The 21,236-nt window shown below is 63.8% G+C and carries 19 protein-coding genes; 3 read left to right on the plus strand and 16 right to left on the minus strand.

The features are described from left to right. Window positions 1-51: 51 nt before the first annotated feature. The 16 genes from POS17_RS03245 to gcbA all read right to left on the minus strand — a co-directional run bounded on the left by POS17_RS03245 (window position 52) and on the right by gcbA (window position 18,566). Complete coding sequence (locus tag POS17_RS03245) at window positions 52-498, minus strand: SMI1/KNR4 family protein (RefSeq protein WP_060837335.1); 447 nt, start codon at window positions 496-498, stop codon at window positions 52-54. After that, window positions 495-920, minus strand: coding sequence for a CPCC family cysteine-rich protein (locus tag POS17_RS03250; protein WP_231978999.1), 426 nt, complete (start codon window positions 918-920; stop codon window positions 495-497). Before POS17_RS03250 ends, POS17_RS03245 begins: the two co-directional genes overlap by 4 nt. Window positions 921-1,064: 144 nt before the next feature. Continuing rightward, window positions 1,065-1,517, minus strand: a complete 453-nt coding sequence (locus POS17_RS03255) for a hypothetical protein (RefSeq protein ID WP_060837336.1) — start codon at window positions 1,515-1,517, stop codon at window positions 1,065-1,067. Between the two features lie 33 nt (window positions 1,518-1,550). Next, window positions 1,551-2,147, minus strand: coding sequence for a MarC family protein (locus POS17_RS03260; protein ID WP_060837337.1), 597 nt, complete (start codon window positions 2,145-2,147; stop codon window positions 1,551-1,553). Window positions 2,148-2,210: 63 nt separating this feature from the next. Next, window positions 2,211-4,997 (minus strand): hybrid sensor histidine kinase/response regulator, encoded by a 2,787-nt coding sequence (locus tag POS17_RS03265; protein ID WP_060837338.1) that lies wholly within the window; start codon window positions 4,995-4,997, stop codon window positions 2,211-2,213. Between the two features lie 99 nt (window positions 4,998-5,096). After that, a complete protein-coding gene (gene purD / locus POS17_RS03270; RefSeq protein ID WP_060837339.1) occupies window positions 5,097-6,386 on the minus strand; it encodes a phosphoribosylamine--glycine ligase in 1,290 nt (429 codons plus the stop codon). Window positions 6,387-6,556: 170 nt separating this feature from the next. After that, on the minus strand, window positions 6,557-8,164 hold the full coding sequence (purH, locus tag POS17_RS03275; protein WP_060837340.1) for a bifunctional phosphoribosylaminoimidazolecarboxamide formyltransferase/IMP cyclohydrolase: 1,608 nt from the start codon (window positions 8,162-8,164) through the stop codon (window positions 6,557-6,559). Between the two features lie 82 nt (window positions 8,165-8,246). Further along, window positions 8,247-8,567 (minus strand): DNA-binding transcriptional regulator Fis, encoded by a 321-nt coding sequence (gene fis / locus POS17_RS03280; RefSeq protein ID WP_003186237.1) that lies wholly within the window; start codon window positions 8,565-8,567, stop codon window positions 8,247-8,249. Then, window positions 8,564-9,577 carry a tRNA dihydrouridine synthase DusB gene (gene dusB, locus POS17_RS03285; RefSeq protein WP_016968220.1) on the minus strand — a complete coding sequence of 338 codons (1,014 nt, stop codon included), beginning with the start codon at window positions 9,575-9,577 and terminating at the stop codon, window positions 8,564-8,566. Before dusB ends, fis begins: the two co-directional genes overlap by 4 nt. A 196-nt stretch (window positions 9,578-9,773) precedes the next feature. Then, window positions 9,774-11,084, minus strand: coding sequence for a DUF3426 domain-containing protein (locus tag POS17_RS03290; RefSeq protein ID WP_060837341.1), 1,311 nt, complete (start codon window positions 11,082-11,084; stop codon window positions 9,774-9,776). A 30-nt stretch (window positions 11,085-11,114) separates the two neighbouring features. Beyond that, the gene (prmA, locus tag POS17_RS03295) at window positions 11,115-11,993 is read right to left on the minus strand and encodes a 50S ribosomal protein L11 methyltransferase (protein WP_060837342.1); all 879 of its coding nucleotides are present in this window, start codon (window positions 11,991-11,993) and stop codon (window positions 11,115-11,117) included. 232 nt (window positions 11,994-12,225) lie between these two features. Next, window positions 12,226-13,587 (minus strand): acetyl-CoA carboxylase biotin carboxylase subunit, encoded by a 1,362-nt coding sequence (accC, locus tag POS17_RS03300; protein WP_060837343.1) that lies wholly within the window; start codon window positions 13,585-13,587, stop codon window positions 12,226-12,228. A 17-nt stretch (window positions 13,588-13,604) separates the two neighbouring features. Beyond that, complete coding sequence (gene accB, locus POS17_RS03305) at window positions 13,605-14,066, minus strand: acetyl-CoA carboxylase biotin carboxyl carrier protein (protein WP_060837344.1); 462 nt, start codon at window positions 14,064-14,066, stop codon at window positions 13,605-13,607. A 48-nt stretch (window positions 14,067-14,114) separates the two neighbouring features. After that, window positions 14,115-14,567, minus strand: a complete 453-nt coding sequence (aroQ, locus tag POS17_RS03310; protein WP_060837345.1) for a type II 3-dehydroquinate dehydratase — start codon at window positions 14,565-14,567, stop codon at window positions 14,115-14,117. Between the two features lie 313 nt (window positions 14,568-14,880). After that, on the minus strand, window positions 14,881-16,842 hold the full coding sequence (locus POS17_RS03315; protein ID WP_060837346.1) for a methyl-accepting chemotaxis protein: 1,962 nt from the start codon (window positions 16,840-16,842) through the stop codon (window positions 14,881-14,883). Window positions 16,843-16,895: 53 nt separating this feature from the next. After that, on the minus strand, window positions 16,896-18,566 hold the full coding sequence (gene gcbA / locus POS17_RS03320; protein ID WP_060837347.1) for a diguanylate cyclase GcbA: 1,671 nt from the start codon (window positions 18,564-18,566) through the stop codon (window positions 16,896-16,898). A gap of 288 nt (window positions 18,567-18,854) precedes the next feature. Here gcbA and POS17_RS03325 point away from each other — a divergent pair, with 288 nt between their 5' ends. The 3 genes from POS17_RS03325 (at window position 18,855) to POS17_RS03335 (ending at window position 21,032) form a co-directional block, all read left to right on the plus strand. Continuing rightward, window positions 18,855-19,922: a DUF2333 family protein gene (locus POS17_RS03325; RefSeq protein WP_060837348.1), complete on the plus strand. Its 1,068-nt coding sequence runs from the start codon at window positions 18,855-18,857 to the stop codon at window positions 19,920-19,922. A gap of 3 nt (window positions 19,923-19,925) precedes the next feature. Further along, complete coding sequence (locus POS17_RS03330; protein WP_060837349.1) at window positions 19,926-20,462, plus strand: NUDIX hydrolase; 537 nt, start codon at window positions 19,926-19,928, stop codon at window positions 20,460-20,462. 198 nt (window positions 20,463-20,660) lie between these two features. Continuing rightward, window positions 20,661-21,032 (plus strand): translation initiation factor Sui1, encoded by a 372-nt coding sequence (locus tag POS17_RS03335; protein WP_015634001.1) that lies wholly within the window; start codon window positions 20,661-20,663, stop codon window positions 21,030-21,032. Window positions 21,033-21,236 lie beyond the last annotated feature (204 nt).

The raw sequence follows: 21,236 nt of genomic DNA on the forward strand, positions 1-21,236 counted from the left end.
GAAGGCGCTCGCAAGATCGCCATCGCCGGCAGCGGCTTCTAGTGTGCAGGGTCACTCATCATCCTTGTCCTTGGCGGTCAGCAGCCAGGTGATGAATTCGAAGAAGCCGGCCCAGCGGGCGGGGAGGCGGCCGGCGACGAACGCCTCCCGGTCGCCCAGGTCGAAATCCCAGACGCCGCCGCTGTCCTTGTCCAGCAAGTAGCCGCCTTCACCTTGCAACGAGGTGAAGGCGACGAAGTTCTCTGGCAACTCCCAGACTTCATGAATGAACTCGGTGCACATCTGGATTTCATCACTGGGCCCGTCGATATCCATCAGCACTTCGTAGCTCGCTCGGCTTTCGAAGTCGGCGGGGTGACAGGCCAGGTAGATCTGGGCGAACTCGCTGTCCAGGGCTATCCCCAATGCTGCCAACGCTCGGGTGACCTCGGCGGTGTCGGGGCGCGGGCGGAAGCGGGGCTGGGCTTCGATCAGGTTGACCAACTGCTGGGGAATCATGGAGTGTCCTTGCTGATGTGTGGCCACTTGTCCAAGGGCAGGCGGCCCTGCTGCCGGGCAAAGTGTTCCCGGGCCTGGCCCAGGGTTTTGTGGTTGGGTCCGCTCAGCACATCCAGCGCTTCGCTGCCGTCGTCCTCCCAATGGCAGAGGTCGCAGATCTGGTAGTCGCCCCGCGCCGAGAGGGTTCGATAACCGCAGCAGGGACAGGCCTCCAGGTACTCGATGTCCGCGCTGACGGCGTAGTCGCCCAGCCCGGCTTCACGCAGGCAGCGCATCAGGTAGCGGTGGGTCACGCCGCGGTATTCGGCGCGCAGGGCGATCAGCAGCAGGGCGTCGAAGCGCGGGGCCTGCGGGTCTTCCGGGGGGCTCCGGTTGCGCCCTGAGCTGTTGTTGCAGGCTGGGTGGGAGTGCGGCGAACTCAAGGTCGTCGCTGTCTATTCCCCACCAGTTCAGGAGGTGGGAGGCGCGTGCGGCGGCGTCGAGGCCGGGCAACCGCTGGCGGCTGAGGAGGTCGATGGCGGCGGTGGCGGTCAGTTTTTTCATCGGGCTCGGTGGCAGTGCAAGGGTCATGGCCAGGCCAGGGTCAACTGATCGGGGCGCTCCAGAGGGATCTGCACGCTGACACCGGAGGTCGACTCGGCATAGAGGTGTCGGTCCTGGATCTCGACCCGGTTGAAGGGATTGGTGTCCCTCAGGACCAGCAGCCAGATCAGGGCCTCAGAATCTTTCTCCTGCAATGCCAGGAAACCATCCCCGCCATGCGCGGCACACTCGCCGGCCCGGGCCTGCAAGGCGCCGTTGCCGGCGACGCACAGCGCCAGGGTCGCGAGGCCTTCGCCGTCCTGATGAGCGTCGCAGTCCGAGGCCGGCAGCCACACCTTGTTGATCAGTCGGGGATGCTCATGGGGCAGCTCGAACAGGCAGTAGAAGCCCGAGCCCAGGGCGAGTGAGTTGTCCCTGGGGTAGCGTTCGTCCTGCCATCGTTGCTGGATGAGCTGGCGATCTTCATGGCCGGGCATGTGACATTCCTTGTCCGCTGGGGCGCGCCGCTGCTAGGGCACCAGATAGCCTTTGACCCCGGTGAAGATGATCTGCGCCGCCAGGGCGCAGACGAACAGTCCCATCAGCCGGCTGACGATCTGCAGGCCCTGGTCGCCGAGGATGCGTTCGATGCGGTTGGACAGGTACAGCACCACGCCCACGGTGAGGCTGGCCAGGGCGATGCTGAGGATGGCGGTGAGCTTGTCGTCCCAGTGCGGCTGGCTGACCCCCATCACCAGCAGGGCACCGATGGTGCCCGGCCCCACGGTCAGGGGAATGGTCAGCGGCACTATGGTCACGTCCTGCTGCACGTTGTCGGTCTGCACCGCCGACTTGCCCTGGGCCATGCCCAGGGCGGAGATGAACAGCACGCTGCCGGCGCCGATGCGGAAGGCATCCACGGTAATGCCGAACACGCTGAAGATCACTCGACCGAACAGGTACAGCAGGACGCTGGAAACCAGGGTGGCGAGGGCGACTTTCCAGGCCAGGCGCCGGCGCTCCTTGGAGGAGTAGCCGCGGGTCAGGCTGATGAAGCACGAGAGAACGAAGAACGGGCTATAGAGCACCAGCATCTTCAGGTAAACGCTGAACAGCACGTGGAGCATGGTGGAAGCTCACGACTAGGGAGGGCGAGCGAGAGTTTAACAGGCGCCGCCCGGGCTGTCGGCTCAACTGGTGTGGGCGGCGCTACGTTCGCGCAGATCGCGCTGGGTGACCCAGTGTTCCACCAGCTCGCGCAGTTGCGAGAGCTCTACCGGCTTGGCCATGTGCCCGTCCATGCCGGCCTGGCGCGCGCGCTCCTTGTGCTCGGCGAGGATGTGCGCGGTCAGCGCCACCACCGGGGTGCGCACCCGCTGGTTGCCCACTTCCCAGGCACGCAGTTGCTGAGTGGCGGAGAAGCCATCGAGCACCGGCATCTCGCAGTCCATCAGCACCAGGTCGTAGCGCTTGGCTTTCATCGCCTGCAGCGCTTCCTCGCCGTTGCTGGCGGTGTCGGGCTGCAGGTTGAGTTTGCCCAGCATGCCGCGGATGACCTTGGTGGAGATGCTGTTGTCCTCGGCCACCAGGATGCTGAAGTCGCTGGGAACCGTGACCGGCTCAGGTCCTGGAGCCGGGGCCAGGGGCATGTTGTAGGGGGCGGCAGGGGCCTTGTCGCGCTGATTGAGTTCGTCGGCCAGGGTGGTCTTGAGGGTGTAGCCGGCCACCGGCTTGGCGAGGATGCGCTTGATCCCGGCATTGCGTGCAATCACCTTGCTCGGTGCGTTGCTGATGCCGGTGAGCATGATCAGCAGGATGTCGTGGTTCAGGCTCGGGTCTTCCTTGATCTTGGCCGCCAGTTGCATGCCGGTCATGCCGGGCATGTTCTGGTCCAGCAGCACCACATCGAAGTAGTCCCGCAGGTGCGCCTTGGTCCGCAGCAGGGCCAGGGCTTCCTTGCCCGAAGGCACGGCGCTGACGTTCAGGCCCCAGGCGCTGCATTGCTGTACCAGCACCTTGCGGCAGGTGTCGTTGTCGTCCACCACCAGTACCCGCGCGCCCTGCAGGGGGCCGTCGAGATCGGCGGTCGGGTGCTCCAGGCGCTCGGCGTCCAGGGGCAGGGTCAGCCACAGGGTGCTGCCCTGGTTGGTACCGCTCTTGATGCCGAACTCGCCGTGCATCAGCAGGATCAGCTGGCGGGCGATCACCAGGCCCAGGTTGCCCCCCAGGCGGGTGGTGGCGAGGAAGTTCTTGCTGTGCAGTTCGGTGTGCAGCAGGGCCTCGCGCTCTTCGGCGTCCATGGGCTGGCCGCTGTCCTGCACGGCGATGCGCAGGCGCGGCTTGCTGCTGCGCTCGTCGATGGCGACGACGATCAGCACTTCGCCCTCGTCGGTCTTCTTCAGGGCATTTTCCAGCAGGCTCAGCAGCGCCTGGCGCAGGCGGGTCGGGTCACCGCTGATGACCCGCGGCACCTGGGGCTGGATAAAGCTGATCAGCTCGACGTTCTGCTGTTCGGCCTTGGCCCGGAAGATGCTCAGGCAGTCTTCGATCAGGGCGTTGAGGTCGAACTGCACGTCGTCCAGCTCGATCTGCCCGGACTCCAGCTTGGAGATGTCGAGGATCTCGTTGATCAGTGTCAGCAGCTCGTTGCCGGCGCTGTGGATGGTTTGCACGTAGTCGCGCTGCTTGACCGACAGCGGGGTGCCCAGCAGCAGCTCGGTCATGCCCAGCACGCCGTTCATCGGGGTGCGGATCTCGTGGCTGATCTTGGCCAGGAACTCGGCCTTGGCATTGACCTCGGCGGTGCTGGCGGCCAGATCGCGGCTGACGCTGAAGCGGTTCTCGGTGATGTCGCGCTGGCGTTCGCCCAGGGCGACGCTCATCAGCAGGCCGGCGACGCAGACCACGCTGAGCAGGGTGACGATCAGCCCTTGCGGGGCCACCAGGGTCAGGCCCAGCAGGGCCGGGAGAATCACCAGGGTGCCGAGGTTGAAGATCACCATGGCGGTGACGAACAGCCGGGCCGGGCGATAGCCCTTGTGCCAGTGATAGCCGCCGACGAACAGCATGCTCAGGCCGGCCAGGGCCACCAGGCCGTAGGTGATGATGTTCAGCGGCAGGGTGTTGACGAACAGCAGCAACAGGCCGAACAGGCTGATCAGCAGGATATTGCCCAGCAGCAAGCGGTTCAGCGGGTGCGGGCCCAGCGGGGCGAAGAAGCGGTAGGCGAACATCATCCCGCAGGGCGCGGTCAGCAGCAGCGCCAGGTAGGCGCCCGGGGTCTGCAAGGCTTGCCAGTCCGGCAGCCACGGGCCGAACAGGTTCAGCAGCATCAGCAGGCTGAGGGTCAACAGCCCCTCGCAGGCCGCCAGCCACAGGCTGCTGCGTGAACGGGTGTAGGCGAAGCGGGTGAGGTTATGCAGGATCAGCATCGCCAGGCAGCCGAACAACAGGCCGTAGATCAGGGTCTGGCTCTGGTCGGCGGCGCTCATCACCGCCGATTGCAAGGTGATGTAGGGGCGCAGTTCGTGTTCGGACACCAGCCGCAGGTAGACCTCCAGCGGCTTGGCGCTTTGCGGCAGCGGCAGCATGAAGTCGCTGCTGGGCAGGGGCTTTTCCGTTTGTGGCTGGCTGGAGCCGGTGTTCACTTGCTCGATCAGCTTGTCGCCGTCGAGCACGTAGAGATTCAGGTGGGACAGGTCGGGGGCGAAGATCCGCAGGAGCTGTTCGTGGGGCCCGGGTTGCAGCTTGAAGCGCAGCCACAGCGCGCCATCGGGTTCGGCGGCGGTCAGCTTGTCCAGCTCGATGGGGCTGAACTGGTTGGTGTAGCGCGGGGAGCGGATGTCACTGAGCTGCAGATCGGCCTGTTCGTCGAGCAAAACCGCCCAGCCACTGCCTTGAGCGGCCAGAGCCGGATTCAAGCAGAGCAGGGTCAGCAATGTGACGGTGAAGCCTAGGGCAATCCTGAGCCAGCGCACGGCGAAATCCCTTCATTGGTTGATGCCTGATTATAACTATGCGCGGCGTAATGACCGCACGGCAAGGGCACCGGGCCCTTGCCGGGGACAGGGGCAGCTTTACTCCTGACCGCGCTCACGGGCAATGGCTCGGTAGCCGATGTCCTTGCGGTAGAAGCAGCCTTGCCAGTCGATCTTGGCCGCCAGGCGGTAGGCTTGCTGCTGGGCCGCGTCGACGCTGTCGCCCATGGCGGTGGCGCAGAGTACCCGGCCGCCGGAGGTCACGATCTGACCGTCCTTGAGCGCGGTGCCGGCGTGGAACACCTTGCCTTCCAGGGCTGCCGCCGCGTCCAGGCCGGTGATGACCGCGCCCTTGGCGTAGTCAGCAGGATAGCCGCCGGCTGCCAGGACGATGCCCAGGCTCGGGCGTGGGTCCCACTGCGCTTCGACCTTGTCCAGGGCCTGGGCCAGGGCGGCTTCGACCAACAGCACCAGGCTCGACTGCAGGCGCAGCATCACCGGCTGGGTTTCCGGATCGCCGAAACGGCAGTTGAATTCGATGACTTTCGGGTTGCCGGCCTTGTCGATCATCAGGCCTGCATAGAGGAAGCCAGTGTAGACATTGCCTTCCTCGGCCATGCCGCGCACGGTGGGCCAGATCACCTGATCCATGACCCGCTGGTGCACTTCGGCGGTGACCACCGGTGCTGGCGAGTAGGCGCCCATGCCACCGGTATTGGGGCCAGTGTCGCCGTCGCCGACGCGCTTGTGGTCCTGGCTGGTGGCCATTGGCAGCACGTTCTTGCCGTCGACCATGACGATGAAGCTGGCTTCCTCGCCGTCGAGGAACTCTTCGATGACCACGCGGGAACCGGCTTCGCCGAAGGCATTGCCGGCCAGCATGTCGCGCACGGCTTCCTCGGCTTCGGCCAGGGTCATGGCGACGATCACGCCCTTGCCGGCGGCCAGGCCGTCGGCCTTGATCACGATCGGGGCGCCCTTTTCCTTCAGGTAGGCCAGGGCCGGCTCGATTTCGGTGAAGTTCTGGTAGTCGGCGGTCGGGATCTTGTGGCGCGCGAGGAAATCCTTGGTGAAGGCTTTCGAGCCTTCCAGCTGCGCGGCACCGGCAGTCGGACCGAAGCAGTCCAGGCCGCGGGAGCGGAACAGGTCGACCACGCCAGCCACCAGCGGCACTTCCGGACCGACGATGGTCAGGGACACATTCTTCTCGGCAAAATCGGCCAGTTGCTCCAGGGCCAGGACGTCGATGGCGACGTTCTCGCACTTGGCTTCGATGGCGGTGCCGGCGTTGCCGGGGGCGACGAATACTTTTTCGACCCGTGGGTCCTGAGCGACTTTCCAGGCCAGGGCGTGTTCGCGACCGCCGCTACCAATGATCAAAATGTTCAAGTCAGACTCCTTCGGAGGAAGCTACAAGCCGCAAGCTGCAAGTGAAGAGCAATTCTTATCGCCCTGCCGTGCTGCGTGCGGCTCTGAAAAGGGAAGGCTGCAAGGATCAGGCAAGCGCAACTGCGCTTGGCCCTGGCTTGTCGCTTGCAGCTTGATGCTTGTGGCTGCTGTTAGTGACGGAAGTGGCGCATGCCGGTGAAGACCATGGCAATGCCGGCCTCGTCGGCCGCGGCAATCACTTCTGCATCACGCATCGAGCCGCCGGGCTGGATCACCGCGGTGATGCCGACCTTGGCCGCGTTGTCGATACCGTCACGGAACGGGAAGAAGGCGTCGGAAGCCATCACGGCGCCCTGAACCTGCAGACCGGCGTGTTCGGCTTTGATCGCGGCGATTCGCGCCGAGTTCACGCGGCTCATCTGACCGGCGCCGACGCCGATGGTCTGGCGGTTCTTGGCGTAGACGATGGCGTTGGACTTGACGAACTTGGCCACTTTCCAGGCGAAGATCAGGTCGTGGATCTCTTGCTCGGTCGGGGCGCGTTTGGTGACGACTTTCAGGTCATCGGCACCGATCATGCCGATATCGCGGCTCTGCACCAGCAGGCCACCGTTGACGCGCTTGTAGTCCCAGGCCGGAACCCGGTCGGCCGACCACTGGCCGCAGGCCAGCAGGCGCACGTTGGCCTTGGCGGCGACGATGGCGCGGGCTTCTTCGCTGACGCTCGGGGCGATGATCACTTCGACGAACTGACGCTCGACGATGGCCTTGGCGGTGTCGGCGTCCAGTTCGCGGTTGAAGGCGATGATGCCGCCGAAGGCCGATTCGGTGTCGGTGGCGTAGGCCAGTTCATAGGCCTGGCGGATGCCGCCTTCAGCGTCCGGGCTGACCGCCACGCCGCACGGGTTGGCGTGCTTGACGATGACGCAGGCCGGCTTGACGAAGCTCTTCACGCATTCCAGCGCGGCGTCGGTGTCGGCTACGTTGTTGTAGGACAGCTCCTTGCCTTGCAGCTGGGTGGCGGTGGCGATGCCGACTTCGGCGGGCTTGGCTTCCACGTAGAACGCCGCGCTCTGGTGCGGGTTCTCGCCGTAGCGCATTTCCTGGGCCTTGATGAACTGGCTGTTGAAGGTCCGCGGGAATTCGCTGCGGCCTTCTGTGCTCAGGGTGTCGGCGGCCTGGTTCACGGTGCCCATGTAGTTGGCGATCATGCCGTCGTAGGCGGCGGTGTGTTCGAAGGCCTTGAGCATCAGGTCGAAGCGCTGGGCGTAGGTCAGGCCACCGGCCTTGAGGCTTTCCAGGACACCGGCGTAGTCGCTGGCGTTGACCACGATGGCCACGTCCTTATGGTTCTTGGCCGCCGAGCGGACCATGGTCGGGCCGCCGATATCGATGTTCTCGATGGCGGTCGGCAGGTCGCAGCCGGGCTTGGAGATGGTGGCTTCGAAAGGGTAGAGGTTGACCGCCACCAGATCGATGGGCTTGATCCCGTGCTCGTTCATGATGGCGTCGTCGATACCGCGACGACCGAGGATACCGCCGTGGATTTTCGGGTGCAGGGTCTTGACCCGGCCATCCATCATTTCCGCGAAACCGGTGTAATCCGCCACTTCCACTGCGGACACGCCGTTGTCCTGCAGCAGCTTGAAGGTCCCGCCGGTGGAGAGGATCTCCACGCCGAGGGCTTCCAGTTCCTTGGCGAATTCAAGGATCCCGGTCTTGTCGGAAACACTGATCAAGGCGCGGCGGATCGGCAGGCGGGTAGTCTGGTCGGTCATCTCAATTTCCATCAAAAGCAAAGGAGTCAGCAAAAAAGGCGACCGTTTTTTACGCGGGCGCCTTTCTGGTTTGATTGAATGCTTACAACAAATCGTACTGCTTGAGTTTCTTGCGCAGGGTGCCGCGGTTCAGGCCCAGGAGTTCGCTGGCCTTGGTCTGATTGCCCTTGACGTAGTTCATCACGCTTTCGAGCAACGGAGCCTCGACTTCGGAGAGCACCAGGTTGTACACGTCCGTGACGGCAGCGCCCTCAAGGTGGGCGAAATAATTGTGCAGCGCCTTCTCGACACTCCCGCGAAGGGTCTGGCCTTCTTCGCTGGGGGTATTGAGGTGCTGTTTCAAATTCACGTTGTCGCTCACGGGTGTTGTTCCACTCACTAAAGTCTCGGTCATCATCGTCATGCGGCCACCCCTTCTCCGTCCCCTGTTTCCAGGCTCTTGTAACGTCCGGCAAAGAACTCACGAACGTTGGCGCATTGTGCTTCCGTATCTTCCAAACGATTGAAGTGGGCGCGGAACTCCCTGGCGCCCGGCAGGGTTGCGAGATACCAGCCCACATGCTTGCGTGCGATGCGTACGCCCATGACCTCTCCATAGAAGGCATGCAGCGCGGCCAGGTGCTCTAGCAGAATACGTTCCACTTCGAACAGCTCCGGTGCCGGAAGGGTCTCACCGGTGCGCAGGAAGTGCTCGATTTCACGAAAAATCCATGGCCGCCCCTGGGCGGCCCGGCCAATCAACAGCCCGTCGGCGCCGGTGGCATGCAAGACCTGCCGGGCTTTTTCGGGTGAGTCGATATCGCCGTTGGCAAAGACCGGAATCGACACCGCCTGCTTGATCGCGGCAATGGTGTCGTACTCGGCTTCACCGGTGTACAGGTCGGCCCGGGTCCGGCCATGGACCGCCAGCGCCGTGATGCCTGCCTGTTCGGCGATCTTCGCCACCGTCAGGCCGTTCTTGTTCTGCCGGTCCCAGCCGGTGCGGATCTTCAGGGTGACCGGTACATCCACCGCGGCCACCACCGCCTGGAGAATCTCGTTGACCAGGGCTTCGTCTTTCAGCAACGCGGAGCCGGCGGCCTTGTTGCAGACCTTCTTCGCCGGACAACCCATGTTGATATCAATAATCTGTGCGCCCAACTCGACGTTGGCGCGGGCGGCATCCGCCAGCATCTGTGCATCGCCACCGGCAATCTGCACCGAGCGTGGCTCGGGATCGCCTTCGTGGATCATGCGCAACCGCGATTTGCGGCTGTTCCACAAGCTCATGTCGCTGGTGACCATTTCCGAGACTACAAGGCCCGCGCCCAACTGCTTGCAAAGCTGACGAAAGGGCTGGTCGGTGACCCCCGCCATCGGGGCGAGAATCAAGCCGTTGTGCAATGTATATGGGCCGATGCGTACCGCCGACATAGGACTTCCCTGTTGTGGGGCCGGATCATGAGAGTTCGAAAAAGGGTTGGCATGATACCCGCTCTCGATGACCGGATAAAGGCTGAATTGGATAAAATCTGAACAGTTATTCCGTTATCGCTCTGGGATCAATCTGAGCGACGCAGTCATAAATCTGTCTTCAATTCGGAGTTGTTCGCCAGCTCGTTCAGCCGATTCACTCGGGCGAGTGGAAACTGAGACTGTAGTTCACGGCTTTCGGTCCGGGGTCAAGAATGTCCAGGGCGATGTGAATCGGCGTCTGCGGCGGCATTTCCGCCACATCCTGCATCTCACCGCCCAGGTACTCCCCGGGTTTGAAGCTGCGGCTGGCGATCAGGTGGCCGTTGAGGTCGGCGAAGCGCAGTTCCAGCAGCGGGAAGGGTTGGGAGAAGGGCGCACGGTTGTAGATGATGGCGTCCACCACCAGGGCCCCGCTGAATTCCGGGTGGCTGCGCACTACCAGGTTGCTGCTCTTGATCCGGGCGATATCCACCCGGGATGGCACCGTGCAGCCGAACTCCGGGCACAGTTGCTGGAACCAGGGGCGGTACTGGTCCTGGCGCGCCAGTTCGTCGAAATGGTAGGCGATGTACTGACCTGCCAGGCCGCCGGCGGCCAGCAGGATCAACAGCAGCCAGAGCAGGCGCCGGCCCCAGGGCGAGCGGCGTTTCTGCCAGTCGAGGTGGATCGGATCATCCACCAGGTCCAGCAAGACGTCTTCCGGCACGGCGGGTTCGCTGCGTTCGCGGCGTTTCTTGCCGTGGGGGATGTCCGCTTCATCGTCCGCTTCGGCGCTGTCTGCCGAGATCCGGGCGTCGAACGGTTCCAGGTCGTCATCCAGGCGCAGCTTGGGGGCTTTGGGTTCGTCTTCCAGGTCCGCCAGGTTGAAGGACAGCGACGGCTCGGTACGGCTCTGCCGGGGCGGCTCGGGGGCAGGTTCGTCCGCCTGGGCCTGGGCCTTGAGAGCGACAGGTTGCGGTTCGTCGTGTTCAGCGGCGCTGCCAAACAGGCCGTCGGGCCAGTGGGCGTCATCGGCGTCCTGCGGGTCGCGGCGTGCGCTGAGGCTGCCTTCCTTGTGTTCCCGTTCCTGGCCAAAGGCCTTGGCCGGCTGGATCTCTCGCTGTTCGAGCTTGGCCAGCTCCTCGTCGAGGTCCAGGTGATCCAGGTCCATTTCGGCAGCCGACCATTGTTTCTGGCTGATGGCGCGTTGCACGGGGGGCGTCGCTGGCGTGGGGCTGGCGGCAGGCTCGGCAGGCGGCTCGACGGGAGGCGCTGCCGCAGGCGCGGGGGCGGGCGCCGGTTTCGCCACTGGCCTGGACGCTGCGCTTTCCTTGGCGGCGCGCTGCTCCAGCAACTGCCGCGCGGCGTTGAACACCTGCAGGCAGGAGCCACAGCGCACCACTCCACGGGCCACGCTCAGTTGAGCGTGGCTGACACGGAACCTGGTTTGGCAATGTGGGCATTGGGTGACGAAACTGTCGGTCATGCGGCCATCCGGATTATGCAGGCGGCCATTCTAGCGCCGACGGCCGGTGATGCGCACCCAGCCATCGAGGGTGGCAATCGGATCCAGATCGAAGTCCTGGGCATAGGCCGCAGCGACTTCTTCGCCTTGCTCGGCGAGGATGCCGGAGAGCGCCAGGCGTCCGCCGGACTTGACCAGGCCCGACAGCTGCGGAGCCAGGGCCACCAGAGGGCCGGCCAGGATGTTGGCCACCAGCACATCGGCCTCTACCTGCGGCAGTTGCTCGGGCAGGTAGAGCGGGAACAGTTCGTCGGCAATCCCGTTGCGTCCGGCGTTGTCGCGGGAGGCTTCCAGGGCCTGGATGTCTATGTCGGTGCCGACCGCGTGGCGGGCGCCCAGCAGCAGGGCGGCGATGGCCAGGATTCCCGAACCACAGCCGAAGTCCAGCACGTTGCAGTCCTTGAGGTCCTGGCTGTCCAGCCATTGCAGGCACAGGGCGGTGGTCGGGTGGGTGCCGGTGCCGAACGCCAGGCCCGGGTCCAGCAGCAGGTTGACCGCATCCGGCTCCGGCGCGGCGTGCCAGCTGGGAACAATCCACAGGCGCTGGCCGAAGCGCATCGGCTGGAAGTTGTCCATCCAGCTGCGTTCCCAGTCCTGGTCTTCGATGACTTCGCTGTGGTGTTCGGGCAGCGGAGCGCCGGTCAGCAGTTCCAGGTGGGCGAGCACGCTGGCGGCCTCGGTGCCGCCCTCGAACAGGGCCAGCAGGTGGGTGTGGGACCACAGCGGGGTGGTGTTCAGTTCGGGTTCGAAGATCGGCTGATCCTCGGCGTCCATGAAGGTGACCGAAACGGCACCGACTTCAAGAAAAGCGTCTTCATAGGTTTCGGCTTGTTCTGGGCTGATGGCGAGACGGACTTGCAGCCAAGGCATGGCGGGCACCTTTGAAAATATGTGAAGTGCAGCCTAGCGGGCCGCGAGAAGCGCGCAAGTTTACGCGAGACGCCCGGTGGGAGCGAGGGGGGAAGCCGAGTGCTTGGTCGCGATGGCGGTTGATCGGGGGATGGCCGCTGCGTGGTTCGCGAGCAAGCTCGCTCCTGCGGGGCGCAGGGGCGGATACGACAAGGCCGCTCGAAAGCGGCCTTGTCGGTGTGGCGGGTGCCGATCAGTGTTGCTCGGCCAGCTTGTGCTCGAGGTAGTGAATGTTCACGCCCCCTTTGCAGAAGCCTTCGTCACGGGTCAGATCGCGGTGCAGCGGGATGTTGGTCTTGATCCCGTCGACGACGATTTCGTCCAGCGCATTGCGCATGCGCGCCATGGCTTCGTCACGGCTGCTGCCGTAAGTGATCAGCTTGCCGATCAACGAATCGTAGTTCGGTGGAACCGCGTAACCGCTGTACAGGTGCGAGTCGACGCGCACGCCGTTGCCGCCCGGGGCATGGAAATGCTTGACCGTGCCTGGGCTTGGCATGAAGGTTTTCGGGTCTTCGGCGTTGATCCGGCATTCCAGCGCGTGACCGCGGATGACCACGTCATCCTGGGTGAACGACAGCTTGTTGCCGGCGGCGATGCTGAGCATCTCCTTGACGATGTCGATGCCGGTGACCATTTCCGATACCGGGTGCTCTACCTGCACGCGAGTGTTCATCTCGATGAAGTAGAAGCGGCCGTTCTCGTACAGGAACTCGAACGTACCGGCACCGCGATAGCCGATGTCGATACAGGCCTTGACGCAGCGGGCAAAGACTTCCTGGCGCGCAGTCTCGTCGATGTCCGGTGCCGGCGCTTCTTCGAGGACCTTCTGGTGACGGCGCTGCAGCGAGCAGTCGCGATCGCCCAGATGGACAGCATTGCCCTGGCCATCGGACAGCACCTGAACTTCCACGTGACGTGGGTTGGTCAGGAACTTTTCCAGGTAGACCATCGGGTTGCCAAACGCCGCACCGGCTTCGGAACGGGTCAGCTTCGCCGAGGCGATCAGGTCTTCTTCCTTGTGCACCACGCGCATGCCGCGACCACCACCGCCGCCGGCGGCCTTGATGATCACCGGGTAGCCGACTTCACGGCCAATGCGCAATGCGGTTTCCTCGTCTTCCGGCAGCGGGCCGTCGGAACCTGGAACCGTAGGAACTCCGGCAGCGATCATCGCGTGCTTGGCGGAAACCTTGTCGCCCATCAGGCGGATGGTTTCAGCTTTCGGGCCGATGAAGGCGAAGCCGGAGTTTTCCACCTGTTCGGCGAAGTCGGCGTTTTCCGCCAGGAAGCCGTAGCCAGGGTGGATCGCCGTAGCGCCAGTGACTTCAGCGGCCGCGATGATGGCCGGGATGTGCAGGTAGGACTGCGCGGCTTGCGCAGGCCCGATGCAAACGGATTCGTCCGCCAGGCCCAGGTGCATCAGCTCCTTGTCGGCCTTGGAGTAGACGGCGACGGTCTTGATCCCCATTTCCTTGCAGGCACGCAGGATCCGCAGGGCGATTTCGCCGCGGTTGGCGATCAGGACTTTTTCCAACTTCGCAGGCTTCAACATCAAAGACTCTCCGCGGTTCAAACGATGGTGAACAGCGGTTGGTCGTACTCAACCGGCTGGCCGTCTTCGACAAGAATGGATTCGATCACACCGCTGGTTTCAGCTTCGATGTGGTTCATCATCTTCATCGCTTCGACGATGCACAGGGTGTCGCCTTTCTTCACGCTCTGGCCGACTTCAACGAAGGCTGGTGAGGTAGGCGAAGACTTGCGGTAGAAAGTACCGACCATTGGCGAACGGGCCACGGTGCCGTTCAGCGCAGGTGCGGCCGGGGCAGCAGGAGCAGCGGCGGCCGGGGCGGCAGCAGCGGCAGGTGCAGCAGCAGGAGCGGCCACCGGTGCGGGGGCGTAGTACTGCTGGGCTGGAGTCTTGCTGTGACGGCTGATGCGTACGGACTCTTCGCCTTCCTTGATCTCCAACTCGTCGATGCCGGACTCTTCCAGCAGCTCGATCAGTTTCTTAACTTTACGGATATCCATGAATCATCAACTCCCAAGGGTCGGTCAGGGGCGTTTATTGCCTGTCGTTCAAGCACTTGCCTGTCGTTCAAGCTGTTCTAGGGCGGCCTCCAGGGCCAGTCGGTAACCGCTGGCGCCAAGGCCGCAGATCACTCCCACCGCAACATCGGAGAAGTAGGAGTGATGGCGGAAAGGTTCGCGTTTGTGCACGTTGGACAAATGCACTTCGATGAATGGGATGCTCACCGCCAGCAGCGCGTCACGTAATGCGACGCTTGTATGCGTAAAAGCTGCTGGATTGATCAAAATGAAGTCCACGCCTTCATCGCGGGCGGCATGGATGCGCTCGATCAATTCGTACTCGGCATTGCTCTGCAAATACTGCAGATGGTGCCCGGCATCACGGGCCCGCTGCTCCAGATCCTGGTTGATCTGGGCCAGTGTGGTTGCTCCGTAGACCCCCGGTTCACGGGTGCCGAGCAGGTTCAGGTTGGGGCCGTGAAGCACCAGTAGGGTGGCCATCGGTCGTTCCTTGTTGTCGGGGGCTGTTGTCAGAACCCGGCGACTATGCCGGAAAGACTTTATGACTGTCCAGTTCTCGGCAATAGCCAGCACGATGACCGATGTTTGCGCAAAATATGTGACCGAGTGATTAAATCCGGTCATTTGCCCGCAAGAAGGGAGCACTACAGTGCCTGGCGTCGATTTCGCCGATGTTGGGCTGATAAGGGGCGCTGGCCGCTGCGAGCTTGCGCCATGAACCGCAGTGCCCCCCAGCACAGACGGCCGGCAGGAACCGGGCCGGTTGGCAGCGACGCCGAGCGGGGAAGCCGGCTCAGACGCGGAAGGCCTGCACCGCGGTGTGCAGTTGACCGCCCAGGTCCAGCAGGTTCTCGCCCTGGGCCCGGCCTTCGCCGATGCGCAGCAGGTTGTCGCCGCCCAGTTGATGGATGCGTTCGCTGTGGTCGCGGATCTCGCTGACCGCGCCGCTTTGCTGGGCTGTGACATCGGCGATGCGCACGGCCGTGTCGGCGATGGTCTGGATCGCCCCGACGATTTCATCCAGCGCGCCGTCGGCGGCCTGGGCCTGACTGGCGGTGGCTTCGGCATGCTCCACCTGGGCACGCATGCCTTGCACCGATTGCTGCGCGGCGCTTTGCAGGCCGGCGATCAGGGTCTGGATCTCAGCCGTGGCCCCGGCAGTGCGCTGGGCCAGGGAGCGCACCTCTTCGGCGACAACGGCGAAACCGCGGCCCATTTCTCCGGCGCGGGCGGCTTCGATGGCGGCGTTGAGGGCCAGCAGGTTGGTCTGTTCGGCGATGGAGCGGATCACCGTCAGCACGCCGCCGATGGTCGCCGATTCCTGGGCCAGATGCTCGATCATCTGCGCGTTGCCCTGGACTTCCCCTACAAGGGCATGCAGGCCGGTGAGGCTCAGGCCAATGACTTTCTGTCCCTGTTGCACCGCGAGGCCGGCGCTGCGGCTGGCATCGGCGGCCTGGCTGGCATCGCCGGCGACCTGTTGGATGGTGGCTTCCAGCTCGCCCAGGGCATCGCGGATCTGCGCGGTATCACCGGCCTGGCGCTCGGCCCCGCTGTGCAGGCCGCTGCTGAGGTTGGCCAGGGCGCGGCTGCTGCCGGCCACTTGCTCGGCGTTCTGGCGGATGGTGCCCACCAGGTCCACCAGGTAGGCGCGCAGACGGTTCAGGGACTCTTCGATGGCGTGCAGTTCGCGGTTGGTCTTGCCCAGCTGGATCGGTCGGCTGAAGTCGCCTTCGGCCCAGGTCGACAGGGCCGGGGCCAGGTTGGTCAGGACCCGGGCCAGCTTGCGCTGCAAGGTGTCGATGACCAGGGCGATCAGCAGGATCAGGCCGATCATCAGCCCCTGCATCAGCCGTACTTCGCCCTGGATCTGCCCGTGCTGGGCCCGCACCGCCGGTTCCAGCTCGGCAATGGCCTGGCGCACGGCGGTGATTTTCAGCAGGGTGGCGGCGCTCAGGTCGGCGCGTTTCTGGATCTGCTCGCGGGTGCGCTCAAGTTCCGCCGGGTAGCGGTTGAGCAGGCTGTTGAGCTCGCGCTTGAGGCTGATCCCGGCGTCTTCGGCGGCGGCTTTCTGGGTGTTTTCCAGGCCCATCATGGCGGCGAAATCATCGGTGCCGGACTCACTGCTGGCCGCCACGCCTAATAAAGGCAGGGCTTCAAGCCGATCGGCCTGGGCACGAATGCTGTTGAGTTCGCGTTCGACATCGGCGGCCAGTTCGCTGCGACCGCTGCTCACCAGCTTGTCGCGGGCCAGGGACAGTTTGCCCAGGTGCTGTGAGGCGGTGAGCAACAACGGCAGGTACTGGGCCGCGTCCGGGTTCTTGGTCCCGCTGGCGTACTGGCTGAGCTGCTCCAGGTTGGCCCCCAGTTCGCGCTCGGCCTGCAACAGCAGCGCCTGGGGATCGCCGGCCAGCTTGCCCGCGGCCAGCAGGTCGCTCTTGCTGAAGGTGTCGAGGCTGGCCAGGCTTGGGCGCAGGCTCTGCGCCAGCGGCGCTGGCAGTTCGCCCAGCTCGCCCTGCAGGGCTTCCAGGGCCTGGGTCGCGCCGCTCAGGCGCAGGGCATCGCCGCTGGCCAGATAGTCTTCGATATTGCGCGCCACTTGATTCTGAAACTGCTGGGACAGACCCAGGTAACGCTCCATCAATAGATAGGGGCGTTCCAGGGCCCGTTGCGACCACCACAGCGTTGCCCCCAGGGCGAGGCAAACGGCAACGAGCAACAGGGTATTGAGATTGGTCAGCAGCTTCAGGCGCATCGGGGCTCTACCAACGGCGAAAATGGTAAGCGCCTGAATTTATTGCGTTTGTATTACAAGGTTATGACCGAATCAGTGGATTCGGATGAAAAGGTGGCACTTTGACTTGATTGCCGCGCGGCCTGTACCCGGTTGCGGCCGCCGTGCTTGGCGCGGTACAGCGCTTCGTCGGCCTGGCTGGCCATCATCAGGCTGTCGGAGTCTTCCTGCATCTCCACCACCCCGGCGCTGAAGGTGCACCACAGGTCCTGGGGCTGGGCCGGGTAGTGGATCTCGGCGAAGCGCTGGCGGATTTCGTCGAGCACCTTGCAGGCGGCTTCCTGATCGGTGTCGGGCATGACGATGGCGAACTCCTCGCCGCCGTAGCGGCCGATGAAGTCGGTCTTGCGCAGGCGTTGCTTGAGAAACAGCGCCAGGCTCTTGATCACCCGGTCGCCCATGGGGTGGCCGTGGCTGTCGTTGACCCGCTTGAAGTGGTCGATATCGAGCATGGCAAAGCTCAGCGGCTTGTTCTCGCGGCGGGCGCGGAAGCTGCAGTCTTCCAGCAATTGCAGGATATGGGTGTGGTTGTACAGGCCGGTGAGGCTGTCGCGGACCATCCGCGCCTTGAGGTTGCGCGCCCGGGCCGCGCGGTTGCGCACGGTGGTGATCAGGTGCCGCGGCTTGATCGGCTTGGTCAGGAAGTCGTCGCCGCCTTCGCTCATGGCGTCCAGCTGCTTGTCCAGGTCGTCCTCGGCGGACAGGTAGATGATCGGCACGCTGACGTAGCGGTCGTTGTGGCGGATCACCTTGGCCAGCTCGGTGCCGGTGCAGGCCGGCATGTACATGTCGAGGATGATCAGGTCCGGCTGGAAATCCGCCAGCTCGGCCATGGCCTGGATCGGCTCGATCAGGGTGCGGGTGACGATCCCGGCGCTGTTGAGCAGGCGCTCGGTGTGCAGCGCCTGGGCCCGGGAGTCATCGATGATCAGCACTTTATAGGGTTCGTACTGGGCGACGCAGGTCAGGACCTCGATCTTTTCCAGCAGGCTGGAGGCTTCCAGGGTGCCGGTGAGGAACTCCTGGCCTCCGGCGCGCACGGCGGCGAGGCGGGTCGGGGTATCGGTTTCATGCAGGCTGAAGAACAGCAGCGGCAGTTTCTGCTCCAGGCCGACCTGGGCCTCGGCGGCCAGGGTCAGGCCCATGCCGGGGCCGCAAAAGTCGACATCGATGACGATGGCGGCCGGCAGGCGTTCGACCATGGATGAGCGAAAGGCCGCAATGCTGTCCAGGGACTGGGCGCTGAGGCCGAAGAACTCCAGCTGCTTGGCCAGGCGTTCGGCGCGGTCGTGGTCCTGCAGCATCACGTAGATCGGCTTGCGCAAAGGCGGCAGAAAGGTCTGTTCCAGCTGGTCGCCGTGACGCAGGCCGGTGCGCGACAGGCGTTGCATCAGGCGGTTGAGATCGGTGATCAGCGTGCTGCTCAGGCGGCCGCGATTGGCATCCACCGCCTCAAGGGACTGACTGATGCTGCGGGCCAGCTGAGTGTGTTCGGGTTGTTCAAAGCGTTCGGCGAAGCGCAGCAGGCGCAGGTTGGCCTCGCACAGTTCGGACATGTCGTTGGTGGACCATTCGCTGCGTTGCAGACGCTGCCATATCTCAAGAATCTGACGTGCCTGATGAATTACCCGCTGGGCAAAGTGGTGCTTGAGGCGCTCACGGCTGGGGTCTTCTGGCTCGGTCATATCCTGACTACTAGTTAGGGTGCATGCTGAGATCGACTGGTGGCTCTATGCTAGCACCACTTTTGCGTCCCATGAGTGTCGTGCGTCAATAATGTGTGAAGCGACGTTATTCAGTTCCTGACCGACTGGTCGCATAGGCTCGGGACTGTGCTTCATTTATAGTGATCGCCTGATTCGCAATCATTGCGCGGCGCGCATTTGCCGGAAGATTTATCCCGTCAAGGCAAGGCACGATGGAGTAGGGTTGTGGTCGAACCGATGAACCCAAGTGATTGAAAGGACATAGCCATGCTGGATTGGAAGAATCGCGCAGGCAGCGCGCCGGATCGTGCTGCCGAACCCAAGTCGGCGACACGCAGCTATTTTGGTGCCCTGCTGTTCAGTCGCGCCCTGGCCACCTTGCTGGGCCTTTACCTGTTGGTGACCGGTGGCCTGGGTTGGTACTGGAGCCAGGAGCCGGCGCTGTTTCCGGTCCAGCAGAATGCCCAGATTGCCGCCGAGAAGGCCGGCCGGCAGATGGTGGTGGGTTACACCACCGTGGAAACCCTCAAGACCGTCGCCGGCACCTTGCTCGACAAACCGGGTGGCTATATCTCCAACGACCGTTTTCCACCGGGCCTGTGGATGGACAACATGCCGAGCTGGGAATACGGCGTGCTGGTCCAGGTTCGCGACCTGACCCGTGCCCTGCGCAAGGACTTCGCCCGCTCCCAGTCCCAGTCCGCCGAGGATGCCGACCTGGCCAAGGCCGAGCCGCGCTTCAACTTCGACAACAAGAGCTGGGTGCTGCCGTCCAGCGAGTCGGAATATCAGGACGGCATCAACTCCCTGAGCCGCTATCAGGCGCGCCTGTCCGATCCGAACCAGAAGACCGCGCAGTTCTATGCCCGTGCCGACAACCTCAACAACTGGCTGGGTGACGTGGGCACGCGCCTGGGCTCGCTGTCCCAGCGGCTGTCGGCCAGTGTTGGCCGAGTCAAGCTCAACACCGCCCTGAAAACCGAAGTGGTCGCGCCCGGCCAGGTTCCTCAGGTCGATGAAGAGCTTGAGGAAACCCCATGGATGCAGATCGACAACGTGTTCTACGAAGCTCGTGGCCAGGCCTGGGCGCTGTCCCACCTGCTGCGCGCCATCGAAGTGGACTTTGCCGACGTGCTGGCGAAGAAGAACGCCACCGTCAGCGTGCGCCAGATCATCCGTGAACTGGAGGCCTCCCAGGAGCCGGTCTGGAGCCCGATGATCCTCAATGGCAGCGGCTTTGGCGTTCTGGCCAACCACTCCCTGGTCATGGCCAACTATATTTCCCGGGCCAACGCGGCGGTCATCGACTTGCGTCAATTGCTCAATCAAGGCTGATCCATGGTTGCGACCACCAATGAGGCGGCCCATCGCGCCGCCTCCGATGCTGAAGAGATTGCCTGGGTCGATGGCGAAGACCAGCTGCTGGGTGCCATGGTCCGCTCCGAGCTGCGCGAGCGTGGCCTGATCGGTCGTGGCACCTACATCATGCTGTTCAATTCCGCCGGTGAGCTGTGCGTGCACCGGCGCACCCTGAGCAAGGCCATCTACCCGGGCTACTGGGATGTCGCCGCCGGCGGCATGGTCCTGGCGACGGAAAGCTATGCCGAGTCCGCCGCTCGGGAGCTGGAAGAGGAGCTGGGAGTCAGCGGGGTCGAGTTGACCGCCCACGATCACTTTTTCTTCGAAGACACCGGCAACCGTCTCTGGTGTTCGGCCTTCTCCGCGGTCTGGGACGGTCCGCTGCGCCTGCAGCCGGAAGAAGTCCTCGAAGCGCGCTTCATTCCCCTGGACCAGGTGCTGCGGGAAATCCATGAAAAGCCCTATTGCCCGGACTCCCTGGCCGCCTTGCAACGCTATCTGGCGCGACGTCGTTAAAGTTGCATAAATTGACGCTGATTGGCTCTTAGCAACCGGGCTTTTTGCCGTTACACTGCGCGACTTTTCAAGCTGAACCGGCGGCGCTTGTTGCAAACGCGCCGGCTCAGTAGCGCTGCCCCTGCCTGAGTGGGGCTTCGCGGTCGATGGCACCGCCATGTGCTTCGACCAGTCTTTGTCCTCCCAAGAGGATTGCCGGTGGCCAAAAAAGCCGCATCCTTCGCCGCCCTTGGTGGCCTGGTGTTTTCCACCGACGCAGGTCGACATTGCCCGGACTGTAGCCAGCCGGTGGCCGCCTGTATCTGCAAACAAACCGTGATTCCGGCCGGCGACGGCATTGCTCGCGTGCGTCGCGAAAGCAAGGGCCGTGGCGGCAAGACGGTGACCACCATCACCGGCGTGCCCCTGGCCGAAGACGCCCTCAAGGAACTGGCGACCACCTTGAAGAAGCGCTGTGGCACCGGTGGCGCGCTGAAAGACGGCGTCATTGAAATCCAGGGCGACCATGTCGAGCTACTCTTGGCCGAACTGGTCAAGCACGGTTTCAAGGCGAAGAAGTCCGGCGGCTAGCAGCCTCTGTGAAAACCACCTCTGACTGGACCCTGTCTTGATTCGCTCAGGACGCTGGCGTCGTCTCCCATGGTTTTCACAGAGCCTGTTCATGAACGGTTTCTAAACTCAGCACGGCAGGCGCGGTCTATTGCGCTTGCAGGCTAATCGTCATTTTCATTCTTTAGACTGCGCCGACCCCGGATTGGGGCGGCGCTCTATGAC

The sequence above is a fragment of the Pseudomonas sp. Os17 genome (genome assembly GCF_001547895.1).
In the GTDB taxonomy this organism is placed as follows: Bacteria; Pseudomonadota; Gammaproteobacteria; order Pseudomonadales; family Pseudomonadaceae; genus Aquipseudomonas.

Coding starts and splice junctions, on each gene's coding strand:
- POS17_RS03260 (WP_060837337.1), bottom strand. CDS start 2,147: ATGCTCCACGTGCTGTTCAGCGTTTACCTGAAGATGCTGGTGCTCTAT.
- purH (WP_060837340.1), bottom strand. CDS start 8,164: ATGACCGACCAGACTACCCGCCTGCCGATCCGCCGCGCCTTGATCAGT.
- aroQ (WP_060837345.1), bottom strand. CDS start 14,567: ATGGCCACCCTACTGGTGCTTCACGGCCCCAACCTGAACCTGCTCGGC.
- prmA (WP_060837342.1), bottom strand. CDS start 11,993: ATGCCTTGGCTGCAAGTCCGTCTCGCCATCAGCCCAGAACAAGCCGAA.
- gcbA (WP_060837347.1), bottom strand. CDS start 18,566: ATGACCGAGCCAGAAGACCCCAGCCGTGAGCGCCTCAAGCACCACTTT.
- POS17_RS03245 (WP_060837335.1), bottom strand. CDS start 498: ATGATTCCCCAGCAGTTGGTCAACCTGATCGAAGCCCAGCCCCGCTTC.
- accC (WP_060837343.1), bottom strand. CDS start 13,587: ATGTTGAAGCCTGCGAAGTTGGAAAAAGTCCTGATCGCCAACCGCGGC.
- fis (WP_003186237.1), bottom strand. CDS start 8,567: ATGACGATGATGACCGAGACTTTAGTGAGTGGAACAACACCCGTGAGC.
- dusB (WP_016968220.1), bottom strand. CDS start 9,577: ATGTCGGCGGTACGCATCGGCCCATATACATTGCACAACGGCTTGATT.
- POS17_RS03315 (WP_060837346.1), bottom strand. CDS start 16,842: ATGCGCCTGAAGCTGCTGACCAATCTCAATACCCTGTTGCTCGTTGCC.
- POS17_RS03325 (WP_060837348.1), top strand. CDS start 18,855: ATGCTGGATTGGAAGAATCGCGCAGGCAGCGCGCCGGATCGTGCTGCC.
- accB (WP_060837344.1), bottom strand. CDS start 14,066: ATGGATATCCGTAAAGTTAAGAAACTGATCGAGCTGCTGGAAGAGTCC.
- POS17_RS03330 (WP_060837349.1), top strand. CDS start 19,926: ATGGTTGCGACCACCAATGAGGCGGCCCATCGCGCCGCCTCCGATGCT.
- POS17_RS03255 (WP_060837336.1), bottom strand. CDS start 1,517: ATGCCCGGCCATGAAGATCGCCAGCTCATCCAGCAACGATGGCAGGAC.
- POS17_RS03290 (WP_060837341.1), bottom strand. CDS start 11,084: ATGACCGACAGTTTCGTCACCCAATGCCCACATTGCCAAACCAGGTTC.